The 15,674-nt window shown below is 70.4% G+C and carries 20 protein-coding genes; all 20 read left to right on the plus strand.

The features are described 5' to 3' along the window. Window positions 1-9: 9 nt before the first annotated feature. Complete coding sequence (gene gpW, locus ACWPN8_RS06665; protein WP_492240260.1) at window positions 10-270, plus strand: gpW family head-tail joining protein; 261 nt, start codon at window positions 10-12, stop codon at window positions 268-270. A gap of 6 nt (window positions 271-276) precedes the next feature. Then, window positions 277-1,926 carry a phage portal protein gene (locus tag ACWPN8_RS06670; protein WP_492240261.1) on the plus strand — a complete coding sequence of 550 codons (1,650 nt, stop codon included), beginning with the start codon at window positions 277-279 and terminating at the stop codon, window positions 1,924-1,926. After that, window positions 1,923-2,816: a S49 family peptidase gene (locus tag ACWPN8_RS06675; protein ID WP_492240262.1), complete on the plus strand. Its 894-nt coding sequence runs from the start codon at window positions 1,923-1,925 to the stop codon at window positions 2,814-2,816. Before ACWPN8_RS06670 ends, ACWPN8_RS06675 begins: the two co-directional genes overlap by 4 nt. Window positions 2,817-2,846: 30 nt before the next feature. After that, complete coding sequence (locus ACWPN8_RS06680) at window positions 2,847-3,485, plus strand: hypothetical protein (RefSeq protein WP_492240263.1); 639 nt, start codon at window positions 2,847-2,849, stop codon at window positions 3,483-3,485. 10 nt (window positions 3,486-3,495) lie between these two features. Continuing rightward, window positions 3,496-3,900 (plus strand): head decoration protein, encoded by a 405-nt coding sequence (locus ACWPN8_RS06685; protein ID WP_492240264.1) that lies wholly within the window; start codon window positions 3,496-3,498, stop codon window positions 3,898-3,900. A gap of 14 nt (window positions 3,901-3,914) precedes the next feature. After that, entirely contained in the window at window positions 3,915-4,955 is a 1,041-nt protein-coding gene (locus tag ACWPN8_RS06690) for a major capsid protein (protein WP_492240265.1), read from the plus strand. Window position 4,956: 1 nt separating this feature from the next. After that, a complete protein-coding gene (locus ACWPN8_RS06695; protein WP_492240266.1) occupies window positions 4,957-5,205 on the plus strand; it encodes a hypothetical protein in 249 nt (82 codons plus the stop codon). 4 nt (window positions 5,206-5,209) lie between these two features. Beyond that, entirely contained in the window at window positions 5,210-5,536 is a 327-nt protein-coding gene (locus ACWPN8_RS06700) for a head-tail joining protein (RefSeq protein ID WP_492240267.1), read from the plus strand. Then, window positions 5,533-6,141 carry a hypothetical protein gene (locus ACWPN8_RS06705; protein ID WP_492240268.1) on the plus strand — a complete coding sequence of 203 codons (609 nt, stop codon included), beginning with the start codon at window positions 5,533-5,535 and terminating at the stop codon, window positions 6,139-6,141. Before ACWPN8_RS06700 ends, ACWPN8_RS06705 begins: the two co-directional genes overlap by 4 nt. Window positions 6,142-6,153: 12 nt before the next feature. Beyond that, a complete protein-coding gene (locus tag ACWPN8_RS06710) occupies window positions 6,154-6,321 on the plus strand; it encodes a DUF2635 domain-containing protein (protein ID WP_492240269.1) in 168 nt (55 codons plus the stop codon). Between the two features lie 3 nt (window positions 6,322-6,324). After that, the gene (locus ACWPN8_RS06715; RefSeq protein ID WP_492240270.1) at window positions 6,325-7,803 is read left to right on the plus strand and encodes a phage tail sheath subtilisin-like domain-containing protein; all 1,479 of its coding nucleotides are present in this window, start codon (window positions 6,325-6,327) and stop codon (window positions 7,801-7,803) included. Window positions 7,804-7,815: 12 nt separating this feature from the next. Next, a complete protein-coding gene (locus tag ACWPN8_RS06720; RefSeq protein ID WP_109095461.1) occupies window positions 7,816-8,184 on the plus strand; it encodes a phage tail tube protein in 369 nt (122 codons plus the stop codon). 3 nt (window positions 8,185-8,187) lie between these two features. Then, window positions 8,188-8,448 (plus strand): phage tail assembly protein, encoded by a 261-nt coding sequence (locus tag ACWPN8_RS06725; RefSeq protein ID WP_492240271.1) that lies wholly within the window; start codon window positions 8,188-8,190, stop codon window positions 8,446-8,448. 141 nt (window positions 8,449-8,589) lie between these two features. Then, complete coding sequence (locus ACWPN8_RS06730) at window positions 8,590-10,485, plus strand: transglycosylase SLT domain-containing protein (RefSeq protein ID WP_492240272.1); 1,896 nt, start codon at window positions 8,590-8,592, stop codon at window positions 10,483-10,485. Next, on the plus strand, window positions 10,485-11,873 hold the full coding sequence (locus ACWPN8_RS06735; RefSeq protein WP_492240273.1) for a DNA circularization protein: 1,389 nt from the start codon (window positions 10,485-10,487) through the stop codon (window positions 11,871-11,873). The genes ACWPN8_RS06730 and ACWPN8_RS06735 overlap by 1 nt, the downstream gene beginning before the upstream one ends. Window positions 11,874-11,879: 6 nt before the next feature. Continuing rightward, on the plus strand, window positions 11,880-12,929 hold the full coding sequence (locus tag ACWPN8_RS06740; RefSeq protein WP_492240274.1) for a phage baseplate assembly protein: 1,050 nt from the start codon (window positions 11,880-11,882) through the stop codon (window positions 12,927-12,929). Next, a complete protein-coding gene (locus ACWPN8_RS06745; RefSeq protein WP_492240275.1) occupies window positions 12,929-13,483 on the plus strand; it encodes a phage baseplate assembly protein V in 555 nt (184 codons plus the stop codon). The genes ACWPN8_RS06740 and ACWPN8_RS06745 overlap by 1 nt, the downstream gene beginning before the upstream one ends. A gap of 2 nt (window positions 13,484-13,485) precedes the next feature. After that, window positions 13,486-13,920 carry a phage GP46 family protein gene (locus ACWPN8_RS06750; RefSeq protein WP_492240276.1) on the plus strand — a complete coding sequence of 145 codons (435 nt, stop codon included), beginning with the start codon at window positions 13,486-13,488 and terminating at the stop codon, window positions 13,918-13,920. Between the two features lie 4 nt (window positions 13,921-13,924). Next, entirely contained in the window at window positions 13,925-15,025 is a 1,101-nt protein-coding gene (locus ACWPN8_RS06755; protein ID WP_492240277.1) for a baseplate J/gp47 family protein, read from the plus strand. Between the two features lie 4 nt (window positions 15,026-15,029). After that, the gene (locus ACWPN8_RS06760; RefSeq protein WP_492240278.1) at window positions 15,030-15,668 is read left to right on the plus strand and encodes a YmfQ family protein; all 639 of its coding nucleotides are present in this window, start codon (window positions 15,030-15,032) and stop codon (window positions 15,666-15,668) included. Window positions 15,669-15,674: the final 6 nt, after the last annotated feature.

The following is a 15,674-nucleotide window of genomic DNA, read 5'->3' on the forward strand; positions in this document are numbered from 1 at the left end:
GGAACCGACATGACCGATATTTCCAGCGGCATCCTGGCCGGGATGACCGTGCCGCAGCTGCGCGCCGCGCTTGCCGCCGCGCAGCAGGCCTTCATCGACCTGTCGACCGGCCAGAAGGCGGTGTCCGTCGCCTACACCCAAGGCAACGGCTCCCGCTCGATCACCTATCTGCAGACCGACCTGCCGAAGATCACGGCGCTGATCCAGACCATCCAGCGCCAGCTCGGCATCGGCTCCACCCGCCGCGCCGTCGGCTTCCTGTTCCGGTAGGGCACCATGAACGCAATCGTCCTCTATGGGCCGGACGGCGTCACCCCGCTGCCGGCATCGCCCCGCCGCGCCTCGATGCTGGCCGGCGGCGGCTCCACCCCCTACGATGCGGCCGACACCCAGGGCCAGCATCTGGCGGCGTGGCAGCCCTATCTCGGCTCGGCCGACAGCGACCTCACCCCGTACCGCGACCGCATCGTCAGCCGTGTGCGCGACCTGGTGCGCAACGACGGCTGGGCATCGGGCGCCGTCACCCGCATCCTGGACAACGCCGTCGGCGCCAGCTTCCGGCCGATCGCCAAGCCCGATTACCGGGCGCTCGCCCTGATGACCGGCAACAGCGGATTCGACGCACGCTGGGCGGACGAGTTCGGACGCGCGGTGGAAGCGGGCTGGCGCCTGTGGGCCGACGATCCCGGCCGCTACTGCGATGCCCAGCGCCAACGCACCATGTCGCAGATCTTCCGGATCGCCTTCCGGCACAAGCTGGTCGACGGCGATGCCCTGGCCGCGCTGCCCTGGATGCCGGAGCGGGTGGGGCGGGGCCGGGCGAAATACTGCACCGTGGTGCAGCTGATCGATCCCGACCGGCTGTCCAACCCGCAGATGCAGTTCGACCAGCGCCACATGCGCGGCGGCGTCGAGATCGACCGGCATGGGGCGGCGCTCGCCTACCACATCCGCAAGGCCCACCAGAACGACTGGTATGCCGGCGGCGACAGCGTCACCTGGGACCGCGTTCCGCGCGAAACCGCCTGGGGCCGGCCGCTGATCGTCCACGACTTCGACGCCGATCGCGGCGAACAGCACCGCGGCGGCGCCGGCGTGCTGACCCCGGTGCTGCAGCGGCTGAAGATGCTGATCAAGTACGACGGCACCGAGCTGGACGCGGCGATCGTCAACGCGATCTTCGGCGCCTACATCACCAGCCCGCACGATCCGGCGGTGGTGCAGGACGCACTCGGCACCGGCGACGGTGTCGGGGCCTACCAGGATGCGCGTGCCGACTATCACCAGTCGCGCCGCACCATGCTGGGCGGGGTGCGGATGCCCATCCTGTTCCCCGGCGAGGCCATCAACACGGTGGCGGCCGCCCGGCCGACCAGCAACTTCGCCGCCTTCGAGGGGGCGGTGCTGCGCAACGCGGCGGCCGGCATCGGCATCAGCGCGCAGCAGCTCTCCAACGACTGGTCGGACGTCAACTATTCCAGCGCCCGCGCCGCGCTGCTGGAGGCGTGGAAGACGCTGACCCGCCGGCGTGCCGACTTTGCCACCGGCTTCGCCTCGCCGGTCTACGCATCGTGGCTCGAGGAGGCGATGGAGGTCGACAGCCTGCCGATGCCGTCGGGTGTGGTGCCGGAGTTCATCGACGCCCGCGGCGCCTATGCCCGCTGCCGCTGGATGGGGCCGGGCCGGGGCTGGATCGACCCGGTGGCGGAGAAACAGGGGGCGGTCCTGGGCATGGACGCCGCGCTGTCCACCCTGGAGGAGGAGTGCGCGGAGAACACCGGCCAGGATTGGGAGGAGGTGCTCGACCAGCGCGCCCGCGAAATCCAGGCCTTCAAGGACCGTGGCATGGACCCGCCCAGCTGGGCGGCCATGAACATCCCCGCCAACCAGGCGGCGGCGCCGCCGAAGAAACCGGATGCCCAATGACGATTCGATTCCATCATCTGGCGCAGCGGCTGTTCAACACGCCGCTGGCCATCCGTCCGGAGAAGGCCGAGGTGATCATGGCCGCCTTGAGCGACCGCCTCGGCATCTCCCACCTGTTCCGCGCCAACGGCGACGCCATCGTCGTCGCTCCGGACGCCTTCTTCGACAGCGACGATGAGGACGAGCGTCCCCGCCGGTCGCGGGAGCGGGACCACGGCTATGACGTGATCGCCGGGGTGGCCGTCATCCACATCGAGGGGACGCTGGTCCACAAGCTGGGCACGCTCCGCCCCTATTCGGGCATGACCGGCTATGACGGCATCCGCACCGCCTTCCTGGGCGCGCTGCGCGATCCGGAGGTCCGCGCGATCGTCCTGCTGGTCGACAGCCCCGGCGGCGAGGTCTCCGGATGCTTCGACCTGGTCGACACCATCCATGGTGCCCGCGGCGACAAGCCGATCTGGTCGATCCTTTCCGAGGGCGCCTATTCGGCCGCCTATGCGCTCGCCTCGGCCGCCGACCGGGTGGTTGTGCCGCGCACCGGCGGCGCCGGCTCGATCGGCGTGATCTGGATGCACGTCGACTGGTCGACGGCCCTGACCAGCGCCGGCATCAAGGTGACCTTCGTCACCTATGGCGACTGCAAGGCCGATGGCCACCCCGAGATCCCGCTGTCCAAGGAGGCGCGGGCGCGCTTCCAGACCGACATCGACACCATGGGCGAGCTGTTCGTCGAGACGGTCGCCCGCAACCGAGGACTCCCGGCCGCCAAGGTCCGGGACACCCAAGCCGCGACCTTCCTGGGCGCCGATGCCGAACGGCTCGGGCTGGTGGACGCGGTGATGGCGCCCGACGCCGCCTTCCTGGCCCTGCTCGACCAGCTGGGCTGATTTCTCGCAAGCACACACAAGGAGACCATCATGCGGCACCCGTTTGCGGGCGCGGCGGCTTCGTTCGCCCATCTGGCGGGCCTGGGCCGGCGCGCGACGCGGGCCGAAACCGACGATCGCAAGGACGATCAGGCGAAAGGCAAGCGCGCGGAGGATGACGACGGCAAGGACCCCGACGCCAAAGACCCGGACGACGGCAAGGACCCCGATGCCAAGGGCAAGCGCGCCGAGGACGAGGACGACGAGGCGAAGGGCAAACGCGCCGAGGACGACGACGGCAAGGACCCCGACGCCGAGAACCCGGACGATGAAAAGGACGCGAAGGCGGCCAAGGGGAAGGGGCAGAGCTACGCCGCCGGCCGCGCCGACGAGCGCAAACGCTGCGCCCTGATCTTCGCCACCCCGCACGCGGCCGGGCAGGCCCACGTCGCCGCCCGCCTCGCCTTCTCCACCAACCTCACCGCCACCGAGGCGATCGGCCTGCTGGCCGAAACCTCGGCCTCGATCCCGCAGGGCAAGCGCGGCCTGGGCGAGCGCATGGCCAACGTGCCCAGCCCGGCCGTCGGTCCCGACGGCGGCGCCGGCCCGGAGAAGGGCAGCGCCGCCGAAACCGTCGCCCGCATGACCGCCGCCTATGACCGCGCCACGGGCGGCGCGGCCAAGAAGTAAGGAGCGCCCCATGGCCACCTTCTCCAGCTCGCCCTTCCAGCCGGGCATGGCCACCAGCGAGTTCGTGCCGGACCAGCTGATCGCCGGCCGCTTCCAGCTGGTGACCGACACCGTCACCGTCGCCGCCGGCCAAGTGCTGGCCCGCGGCGCCGTGCTCGGCAAGATCACCGCCGGTGGCAAGTTCACCCTCAGCGCCGCGGCCGCCAACGACGGCAGCCAGGTGCCGTCCGTCATCCTGGCCGACGCCGTCGACGCCAGCGGCGGCGACAAGCTGGCCGGCGTCTACCTCACCGGCGAGTTCAACGCCGGCAAGCTGATCCTGGGTGCCGGCCACACGGTCGCCAGCATCAAGGATGTGCTGCGCGACGCCGGCATCTTCCTCAAAACGGCGGTTTCGGCCGCCGACCCGTCCTGATCGGAGGCATTTCCATGGACATCTACAGCACCGCCGCGCTGGTCGGGGTGGTCCCGAACCTGAAGCTGTCGCAGAACTGGCTGCTGGACAGCTTCTTCCCGAACATCGTGGAATCGGACAAGGAAACGGTGGCCATCGACGTCGATGTCGGCCTCCGCCGCATGGCGCCGTTCGTCTCGCCGCTGGTCGCCGGCAAGCTGGTCGAAAGCCGCCGGATGCAGACCAACGAGTTCAAGCCGGCCTACATCAAGGACAAGCGCGCCCCCGACCTGCGCAAGCCGATCCGGCGCCAGATCGGCGAGCGCGTCGGTGGCGAGTTGAGCGCCGGCGAGCGCGAGATGATCAATCTCCAGCTGGAGATGGCCGACCAGATCGACATCCTGAACCGCCGGCTGGAATGGATGGCATCGTCGGCGCTGTGCACCGGCACCGTCACCATCAAGGGCGACGGCTTCCCCACCACGCTGATCGACTTCCAGCGCGATCCGGCCCTGACCATCGCCCTGTCGGCCGGCGCCCGCTGGACCCCGGCCAACATCGCGGCCGAAACGGCATCGCCGACCACCGACCTGGACAATTGGGCCACCCTGGTCCTGAAGAAGTCGGGTGCTGTGGTCACCGACGTCGTCTTCACCACCAAGAGCTGGCAGGCCTTCACCAAGGACCCGGTGCTGAAGCAGGCCAACTGGTATCCCGGCCAGGGCGGCGCCGGCAACAGCATCCAGCTCGGCACCCAGGTGCAGCGCGGCGCGGTGTTCAAGGGCGTCTGGGGCCAGTACCGGCTGTGGCTCTACAACGACTGGTACGTCGATCCGGAGGACGGCGTCGAGAAGCCGATGATCCCGGATGGCGGCGTCGTCCTGACCGGTCCGGACCTGCAGGGCACCCGGGCCTTCGGCGCCATCCTGGATCCGGACTTCAATTATGGCGCGATGGCCTATGCGCCGAAGTCGTGGGTCGAGAAGGACCCGGCGCAGCGGCTGGTGCTGATGCAGTCATCGCCCGTCGTCATCCCCTCCCGCGCCAATGGCGCGCTGTTTGCGCAGGTGATCTGACATGGCTGAAAAGCAGACCGCGGCCGCCACGGCCGCCCCCCTGGAGCTGGTCACCATCACGGTCGCCGCCCGCCGCACCATCCACGCGCCGGGCGAGGGCGGCGAGGATGGCGAACCGGCGGTGACCGTCTACGGTCCCGGCCAGAAGCTGAAGGTCGAGCCGGCCGAGGCCCGCCGCCTGCGTGCGGCCGGCTTCGCCGATCCGGAGCGGCCGGCCGAGGCCGAGCCGGTGGACCAGGCGGAGGCCTGATCCGATGGCCGTGGATTGGGACAGCCTGGTGCACGGGCCGGTGATGACGGCCTTCGGCGAAGCGGCGCTTTATGCGCCGGCCGCCGGCGGGGCGCCCTTCGCCATCACCGGTGTCTTCGATGAAGCCTATGCCGAGGTGCAGGAGCTGGGCGACCAGCCGGTGTCCTCCGCCAGCCCGGTCCTGGGGGTGCAGCTGTCCCAATTCCCCGCGCCGCCGGACATCAAGGACCAGATCACCATCCTGGCCAGCGGCACCGTCTATGTCGTCTCGGTGATCGAGCCCGACGGGCACGGCTGGGCGAAGCTCTTCCTGAATTGGGTGTCGGGATGACCGTGCTGTTCAGCGAGACGCTGCGCGAGATGGTGATCGCCGCCCTGCAGAAGGCGAACACCCTGGCCGGCGTCAACGTCTTCGCCCCGCGCGACACGCCGCTGGCCAGCAGCGAGTTGCCGGCCATCCTGGTGGACGACCAGCGGGAGGAATCGGAAAGCCGGGGCAACATCGGCTTTCCGGCCTTCCACACCACGGCGATCCTGCAGGTCGACGCCAAGGTCGAGCGCGAGACATCGGAGGCAGCCAAGGCGGACCTCTCCACTCTGCGCCGCCAGATCAAGGTGGCGGTGCTGACCGACTGGGCGATCATCACCAGCATCGAGCAGGTGGCGGCGATCCGCACCGAGACCAGCGTCACGGCCGAAACCAAGAAGCACGTCGGCGAGCTGCGCATGCAGTTCGCCTTCCGCTACCCCGAAGACTTCGAGATGGCGGTGACGGACGAGCTGCAGGGTGTCGACGTCCATGTCGACACCATCGATCCCTTCGACGCCACCGGCACCTATCCCGATCCGCCGTTCCCCGATGCCGTCCCGCCGGCGCCGCGCACCTCCGGTCCGGATGGGCGCGACGAGGGCCGGCTGTCCATCGACTTTCCATAGGAGTTCACGCCCGTGTTCGTGAAGCCCAAGCTCGGGTTGCAGATCCGCGACCCGGACCTCCGCGACTTCTTGCCCGACGCCGGGCGGGATGTCCCGGAAACCCCGTACTGGACCCGCCTGCTGAACGTCTATGGCGACGTCGTGCCGGCCGATCCGCCCACCGCCATCGAGGAGGCTTAACCGATGGTCGCCTTCAAGCAGATCCCGCAGAACCTGCGGGTGCCCCTCTTCTATGCCGAGGTGGACAACAGCCGGGCGAATTCGGCGTCGCAGACCATGCGGACGCTGATCGTCGGCCAGATCGCCGGCGCCGGCACCGCCACCGCGGGCGCTCCGGTCATCTGCCCCAGCCTGGGCGAGGCGCAGTCACTGGCCGGGCTCGGTTCGCAGCTGGCGCTGATGTACGAGGCCTATCGCGCCGCCGACAGCTTCGGCGAGGTGTGGCTGCTGCCGCTGGCCGATGCCGCCGGCGCCACGGCCGCCACCGCCACCATCACCCTGACCGGCAGCCCGACGGTCAACGGCACGCTGGCACTCTATGTCGGCGGCGTGCTGGTGGCGCAGCCGGTGGTGTCCGGCCAGGCGGTCGCCGCCATCGCCACCGCGCTCGCCGCCACCATCACCGCGATGCCGTCCTTGCCGGTGACGGCCGCGGCCGCCGCCGGCGTGGTCACCCTGACGGCGAAGAACAAGGGTCCGGGCGGCAACGAGGTGGACCTGCGGGTCAACTACCGTGGCGCCACCGCGGGGGAAGCGACGCCGGCCGGCCTGACCGTGGCCATCGTCGCCATGGCCGGCGGCGCCACCCCGCCGACCCTGCCGACCGCCTTCGCCGCCCTGGCCGACCAGCCCTATGACTTCATCGTCTTCCCCTACACCGATGCGACCTCGCTCGATGCGCTGAAGGCGCTGCTGAACGACAGCACGGGCCGGTGGAGCTGGGGGCAGCAGATCTACGGCCATGGCTTCGCCGCCTATCGCGGCACCGTCGGGGCGCTGACCACCTTCGGCGTCTCGCGCAACGACCAGCATGTGTCGATCCTCGGCTTCTACGACAGCCCGACCCCGGCCTGGATCGTGGCTGCCGACTTCGCCGGCACCGCGGCCGTGAGCCTCCGCGCCGACCCCGGCACGCCGCTCCAGACGCTGGCGCTCTCCACCATGCTGGCGCCGCCGATCGCCTCGCGCTTCGACCTGTCCAGCCGCAACATCCTGCTGTGGGACGGCATCAGCACCTTCAACGTCGGCGCCGACGGCACCTGCAGGCTGGAAAACGTCATCACGACCTATCAGCGCAACGGCTTCGGCGCGGCCGACGACAGCTATCTGGAGATCGAGACGCTCTTCCTGCTGGCCTTCGTCCTGCGGGATCTGAAGTCGGTGATCACCAGCAAGTATGCCCGCAAGAAGCTGGCCGCCGACGGCACCCGCTTCGGTCCCGGCGCCAACGTGGTGACGCCGGCCGTCATCAAGGCCGACCTGATCGCCCGGTACCGGGAGCTGGAATACGACGGCCACGTCCAGAACGGCGACGCCTTCAAGGCCGGCCTGGTGGTCGAGAAGAACCGCACCAACCCCAACCGCATCGATGTCCTGTGGCCGGGCATCCTGATCAACCAGCTCCGGATCTTCGCCTTGCTGGCGCAGTTCCGCCTCTCGTAAAGGAGACGCTTTATGGCCGACACCTCGCGGCGCCTTGCCGGCACCGCTTACATCACGGTCGATGGCACGACCTACATGCTGGCCGCCGACCTCACCTATTCGCCGTCCACCGTCTCGCGCGACACGCTGACCGGTATGGACGGCGTCCACGGCTATTCGGAGAAGCCGAAGGCCGGCTTCATCAGCGGCACCTTCCGCGATGCCGGCTCCCTGTCGGTCGCCGCCTTCAACGACATGACCAATGTCACGGTCACGGTGGAGCTGGCCAACGGCAAGGTGGTCACCGCCCGCAATGCCTGGACCACGGACGCCCAGGAGGTGAAGGCGGCGGAGGGCACCTTCGACGTCAAGTTCGAGTCCGCACAGGTCGAGGAGGCCTAACAGATGGAAAACGAAACCGAGACCCAGCCGGAAGAGCTGGTAATCGAGCTGCGCAAGCCGGTGACGCACAGCGGCGAGACCTATACCGATCTGATTCTGCGCGAGCCGACCGGCGGCGACATGAAGGCCGCCGAGAAGTTCACCGGCTTCGAAAGCGACATCGTGCTGATCGCCATGGTGTCGGGCGTTCCCAAGCCGGCGGTCGAGAAGATCGGCGCCCGCGACCTCAAGAAGGCGCAGGTCTATCTCGCGGGTTTTATCTGAGCTGGCCCGGCAACTGGCAGGACGCCGTTGCCGAGGTCACCAAGTTCTACGGCTGGGGGCCGCGGGATGCCTGGTCTCTCACCTGGACCGAGTTGTCCTGGTGGGTTGACCAGGCCAACCGCATGATCAAGCGGGACTGACATGGCCAACACCTTCCAGATCGTCCTGACCGCCCGCGACCGCGCCTCCAGCGTGGTCAACGGCGTCAACTCCGCCCTGTCGCGGGTGCCGCCGTCGTTGAGCCGGATCGGCTCCGCCATGGAGCGGGTCGGCGACACCTCCGTCTTGGACCGCCTGCAGAAGGGAGCGGTCGGTCTGGCCCGGCCGGTGGTAGATGCCGCCCGCAGCGTCGGCGTGCTCAACAACTCGCTGGGACTGGTGTTCGGCGCCGGGTCCATCGCCGGCGCCGGCGCGCTGGTGGCGAATTGGGGCGCCGTCGGCGTCGCCACCGGCAATGCCGCCCGCGGCATCGGCATCGCCGCCGGCCGGCTGCGCACCCTGCGCGGTGCTGCCGAGCTGGCCGGTGTCGGCGCCGACGAGATGACCGGCAGCCTGGGCGCCTTGGCCAGCACGTTGCAGGACGCCGCCTTCGGCCGCAACAACGAGGCGGCGGCGATGCTCAACAGCCTGGGCATCGCCACGCGCCGCACCGCCTCCGGTGCGGTCGACGCCGAGGCGGCGCTGGGCGATCTGGCGGACGCCATCGCCAAGCAGACCAATCCGCAGACCCAGGCCAGGATCGCCGGCATGTTCGGGGTGCAGGCCCTGCTGCCGATGCTGCGCAAGGGCCGGGCGGGGTGGACCGCCTACATCAAGGACATCGAGCGGCTGGGTGCCGTGTCGGAGGAGACCCAGCGCCAGTCCGAAGAGCTGGGCACCTCGATCAACCGGCTGAAGGGGGCGGCCTCCAGCGTCGCGACGACCATCGAGTCCGAGTGGAGCCGCAAGTTCGGCCGCGCCATCGATGGCATGACCGAATGGACCGCGGCCAACAAGGGCACGGCCGCGTCCATCACCGAGGTGGCGGGCGCGCTGGGCGTCATGGCCGTCGCCGCCCGCATCCATCCCATCCTCGGCCTGGTCACCGGCCTGGTGGAGGGGGCGGCGCTGATCTACGCCAACTGGGCCGATATCGGCGGATTCTTCGACCGCAAGCTGGCCGAGATCGACGATGCCTTCCGCCGCTCGGAGTGGTGGCAGCGTCAGACCGGAAAGGATGCGGTGCATGACGCCTATTGGTGGAGCTTCGGCCTGGTCGGCAAGGGCGGCCTGCTGTGGGACACCGACAAGGGCAGCGCCGCGGCCGCCACGCCTGCGGCGCCACGGCCGCAGCAGCTGGTGCCGCCGGCCGCTCCGGCGGCGCCCGGCGTCATGCCCGTGCCCGGCGGGGCGGTGTCTCCGACGTCCGCGAGCATCGTCTCGAAGGCGGCCGCCAATGCCGTGCCGTCCGCAGGCATCAGCCAAGCTGTCCGCCGTTGGGATCCGCAGGTGAACGCGCTGTCGGCCAAATACGGCATCGATCCGAATTTCGTGCGGCGCATCATGCAGCAGGAATCGGGCGGCAGGCAGTTCGGCAAGGACGGCCTGCCGCTGACCAGTTCGGCCGGCGCCATCGGGCCGATGCAGGTCATGCCCGGCACCTTTGCCGACATGGCCCGGCGCTACGGCATCAAGGGCGGCATCACCGATCCGGACGCCAACATCGAGGCGGGCGTCGCCTACCTGTCGGAACAGCTGAAGCGGTTCGGCAACGAAACCACGGCGGCCGCCGCCTACAACGCCGGTCCCGAGCGGGTGAAGGACAACATCGCCGACGGCAGGCCCCTGCCGTCGGAGACCAAGAAATACATCGCCTCCATCGCGGCGATGGAACGCCTGCAGTCGCAGGCGCCGGCCGGCGGCGAGCAAAAGGTGAACGTCACCGTCACCCTGGGCGGCAACGTGCCGGAGGGCACCGCCGCCACCGCGCAGACACCCTCCGGCAACTTCGTGCCCACCCGCATCGAATATGCAATGCCCAGCTTTGCGAGGCCCTGATGTCCGCCACCAGCGCCTATAGGAACCTCGCCGCCGGCGTCTCGAAGGTGGCTTCGGCGGCCGAGCGGCTGGGCACCGACCTGGCCGGCTTCGGGTCGGCGCCCGGCCCCTGGTACAGCCAGCTGCAGCGCGCCAGCTTCCGTGGCGTGCCCTTCGGCGTGCTGTCCTCCGACAGCCAGTTCGGCCGCCGGGTCGCCGTCCATGAATACCCCTACCGTGACAGCGTGTGGGTGGAGGACCTGGGGCGGGCGCCGCGGCGCATCAGCCTGATCGGCTTCCTGGTGGAGGATTCGGCCGTCTATGGCGGCGGCTCCGTCCTCACCCAGCGCGACCAGTTGCAGCGGGCCTGTGAAGGGGAGGGGGAGGGGGAACTGGTCCACCCGACCCTCGGCCGGAAATCGGTGGCGCTGCTGCGCTTCCGCATCGCCGAACGGCGCGACCTCGGCCGGGTGTGCGAGATCGCCTTCCAGTTCGTGGAGGCCGGCCGGCTGCTCTACCCGGGCAGCGTGGCCGATCGCGCCGCGGAGATTTCCGGCATCGCCGACGCGCTGGGGCTGGCTGCCGTGGCCGACTTCGTCTCGACGGCGGGGACGCTGCTGCGCGAGGGCGGGGCGGTGCTGCGCCAGATCGTCAGCACCGTGTCCTATTACGTGCGGACGGTCGAGCGCTACATCAACGACGCGACCAACCTCTACAACGCCATCCGCGATCTGCCGGGCGAGTTCGGCCGCTTTTTCCGCGCCAGCGGCACCCGGAGCGGCACCACCCTGCCGGCGCTGAAGAAAACCACCGCAACGGCGCGCGGCGGTGTCTCGCGGTCGGCGGCCACCGTCACCAGGGCAGCGGCGGTCACCGGCGGCGACACGGCCGGGAACACCGCCACCGCCATCGCCGCCCATGTCTCGGCCGCCGCCGCGGCCGCCGCGACCCCGGCCGACCGCATCCGCCTGCTGCTCCCCCTGGCAACCGACAGCAGCGTCACCGCCGGCGCCGGCGTCCCCGTGGCGGCGCTCTACCGCCGCGCCGCGATTGCCGAGCTGGCGCGTGCCGCCGCCGGCTGGGAACCCGCCTCCTACAACGAGGCGGTGGAGGTGCGCGACCGCCTGCGCGACGTCATCGACGCGGAGATCGTCCGCGCCGGCGATGGCGGAGAGGACGCCACCTATCTGGCCTTGCGCCAGCTGCGCGCCGCGCTGGTCGCCGATCTGACGGAACGCGCCGCCGACCTGGCCCGGCTGGTGTCGGTCATCACCGCCACCCCGCAGCCGGCCCTGGTGCTGGCGCAGCGGCTCTACCAGGACCCGGCCCGTGCGGACGAGCTGGTGCGGGAGGCGGACCCGATCCACCCCGCTTTCATGCCCACCGCCTTCCGGGCGCTCGCGGAGTAACCGTCCATGGACGATCTGACGCTGATCACCGGCACGCGCAAGCTGTCGGGCTGGCAAGGCGTGCGCGTCACCCGCGGCATCGAGCGCATGCCCAGCGACTTCGACATCGAGTTCACCGAGCGCTTCCCGGGCGAGGCGGAGGCCGTCGTGGTCAAGCCCGGCGATGCCTGCCAGGTGCGGATCGGCGACGATCTGGTGGTGACCGGCTATGTCGACCGCTTCATGCCGTCCATCGACGGGCAGCGCCACACCCTGCGCGTCACCGGCCGCAGCAAGTGCCAGGACCTGGTCGACTGTTCGGCCGAGTGGGACAGCAACCAGATCAGCTCCGCCTCGGTGCTGTCGATATCGCAGAAGCTGGCGGCGCCCTACGGCATCACGGTCAGCGCGCTGGACGACGTCGGGCCGCCCATCCCGCAGATCAACCTCCTGTGGGGGGAGACGCCGTACAGCGTCATCGAGCGCATCACCCGGGCCAATGCCCTGCTGGCCTATGACGCCCCCGACGGCAACCTGATCCTGGCCCGGGTTGGCACCGGGAAGCACGGCAGCGGCTTCGCGCAAGGGAAGAACGTCGAGCGCGCCACCGCCATGTTCGGCATGGACCTCCGATTTTCGGAGTACGTGGTCCGGATGCTGAACATGAACCCGGTCGGCGAGACCGGCACAGCCGGCGACGTCCTGGTCACGGTGGACGACAAGGAGGTGCCGCGCCATCGCCGGCGCACCATCATCGCCGAAACCGGCGTGGTGGCGGCCGGGCTGGCGCAGCGGCGCGGCCTGTGGGAAGCGGCACGCCGGGCCGGCCGCTCCTATTGCGTCCAGCTGACCGCCGACAGCTGGCGCGACGGCGACGGGATGCTGTGGACGCCGAACCGGCTGGTCCGCATCCAGCTGCCCAGCCTGAAGATCCCGGACGTGCAGTGGATCGTGGCCGAGGTGACCTACCGCCGCGACCGCACCGGGACCGCCGCCGACCTGGTGCTGATGCCGCCCGACGCCTTCGCCGTCGCTCCGGTGGTGCTGATGCCGACCCTCAACGACATGGTGCGCTGATGGACATGATGGGTATGGCCGAACGGCTCTACACGCGGCTGCTGATGACCATCGGCCGCGGCAGGATCACCACTGTCAACGACGCCGGCAACGTGCAGATGCTCCAGGTCCGGCTTGGCCAGGACGAGGTGCGCGACACCACCCCGCGTCTGGCCGAATACGGGCTGACTTCGGTGCCGCCGGTCGGTACCGACGTCGTGGTGATCTTCGTCGGCGGCGACCGCTCCGCCGGCGTCGCGGTGGCCACCGGCAACCAGGCCGCCCGACCCAAGGGGCTGAAGGGCGGCGAGGTGGCGCTCCACGACGACCAGGGGCAGATCATCCACATCGCCCGCGCCGGCATCACGATCCGTGGCGCCGGCAAGCCCGTCACCATCACCGGCACGCCGAAGGTCCGGATCGAGGCCGATCTTCTGGTCACCGGCGACATCATCGACCACTGCGACACCCAGACCCGCACGATGAAGGGCATGCGCGACGTCTACAACGGCCACACCCACAGCGGTGTGCAGACGGGAAGCGGCTCGACCAACGTCCCGAACCAGCTGGAATAGCCATGGCGGACATCACCATCACCTGGTCGCCGGCCGATGGCCGCGGCGATTGGACCTTTGCGCCCGGCGGCGACCTCGACACCGGCGACGACCTGGCCACCGCCATCCTGCTGTCGCTCTTCACCGACCGGCCGGCCAACAAGGACGACGCCATCCCCGACGGCACCGCCGACCGGCGTGGCTGGTGGGGCGACCGGGAGCTGGGCTCGCGCCTCTGGCTGCTGGAGCGGGCCAAGCAGACCACCGAGACGCTGCACCGCGCCCGCGACTACATCGCCGAGGCCCTGCAATGGCTGGTGGATGACGGCGTCGTGGCCCGCTTCGACATCGAGGCCGCCTGGCTGCGCCGCTCGACGCTCGGCGCCCGCATCACCGCCTTCCGGAGCGACGGCCGCACCGTCGCCCTTTCCTATTCCTGGGCATGGCAGGGAGCCTGACGAAATGCCGTTTTCCCGACCGACGCTGTCCGAGCTGCGGGCGCAGACCGCGCAGGATGTCGCCGCCTCCACCGGTGCCGAAACCGGCCTGCTGCGCCGGGCGGTGCTGCGCGTGCTGTCCGACATCCAGGCGGCCATGGCGCATCTGCACTATGGCTATCTCGACTGGATCGCCCGGCAGGCGGTGCCCTTCACCTGCACCGACGAGTTTTTGGAGGGGTGGGCGGCGCTGAAAGGCGTCTTCCGCAAGCCTGCGACCGCGGCCACCGGCATCGTCACCCTGACCGGAACCCCAGGAACGGTGGTGCCGGCCGGAACGCCGGTGATCCGCGCCGACGGCACCGCCTACACCGTGTCGACAGCCGCGGCCGTCGGCGGCGGCGGCACGGTGGCGGCGCCGATCCTGGCCGACGAGGCCGGCGCCGCGGGCAATGCCGATGCCGGCGCCGTGATGGTGCTGGGCCGGGCGGTCGCCGGCGTGCAGTCCACCGGCGCGGCCGCGGCCGCCGTCACCGGCGGCGCGGACCTGGAGGCTGACGACGGCCTCCGCGCCCGCATGCTGGCGGCCTACCGGATCACCGCCCAGGGCGGCGATGCCGACGATTTCGTCGGCTGGGCGCTCGCCGTCCCCGGCGTCACCCGGGCCTGGGTCTCGCGATCCGGGGCCGGGCCCGGAACGGTGGTGGTGTATGTCATGCTGGACGATGCCCAGGCCGCCCATGGCGGTTTCCCCCAGGGCACGGACGGGGTGGCGGCGGCGGACATCCGGGCGGTGCGGGCAACGGGCGACCAGCTGACGGTGGCCAACGCGCTGTGGAACCTTCAGCCGGTCACGGCTCTGGTCTATGTCGTGGCGCCGGTCAACACGCCGGTGCCGATCGGCATCAGCGGCATCCCGGCGGCATCGAGGGCGGCGGTGTCGGCCGCGCTGGTCGACCAGTTCGCCATCGACGCCGCGCCGGGCGGCACGATCCCGCTCAACCGGCTGTGGGAAGCGGTGGAGGCGGTCTCCGGCGTCGATGCCTTCCGGATCGTCAGCCCGACCGCCGATCCGGTGGCGCAGCCGGGCCGGCTCTTCACCGTCGGGACCATCACCTGGAGCTGATGCCATGCCGGCGCCGATCTTTACCGCCTCCGCCTTCCGGCAGGCGATGCAGGCCCTGCTGCCCACCGGCCGGATCTGGCCACGCGAGGAGGGCACCGCCCAGGCCGCGGTCCTCGATGGGCTGGCCCCGGTCTACGAGCGGTCGGCGGAGGACGCCGGGGCGCTCCTGGTCAACGCCTTCCCCACCACCGCCCTGGGGCTGCTGCCCGAATGGGAAGCCACCCTCGGCCTGGAAGCCGAAGCGACGATGCAGCAGCGCCATGGCGCCGTCCTGGCCCAGCTGATCGGCATCGGCGGCCAATCGGTGCCGGTCATCACCGCCTATGCCGCGGCGATGGGCATTTCGATCGGGATCACGCAATTCGCGCCGGCGCGGGCCGGCTTCACGCGGGCCGGCGATCCGGCACAGGGCGAGGCCTGGGCGTTCCACTGGCAGGTCAACAGCGCCGGGCAGCGCACGACCTACGCCCGCGCCGGCCGGACCGCCGCCGGTGAAGCGCTGGTCGAGTGGGGGGATGTGAGCCTGGAGATCTTCCTGCGCCGGATCGCGGCGGCCCACACCACCGTGACCTTCAATTACGCGACCCTCTGGGATGCGGGGGCCACGAGCTGGGATGGCGGAACGACCGCCTGGGATACCTGAACCACT

It is taken from the genome of Azospirillum sp. UENF 112521 (assembly GCF_058780665.1).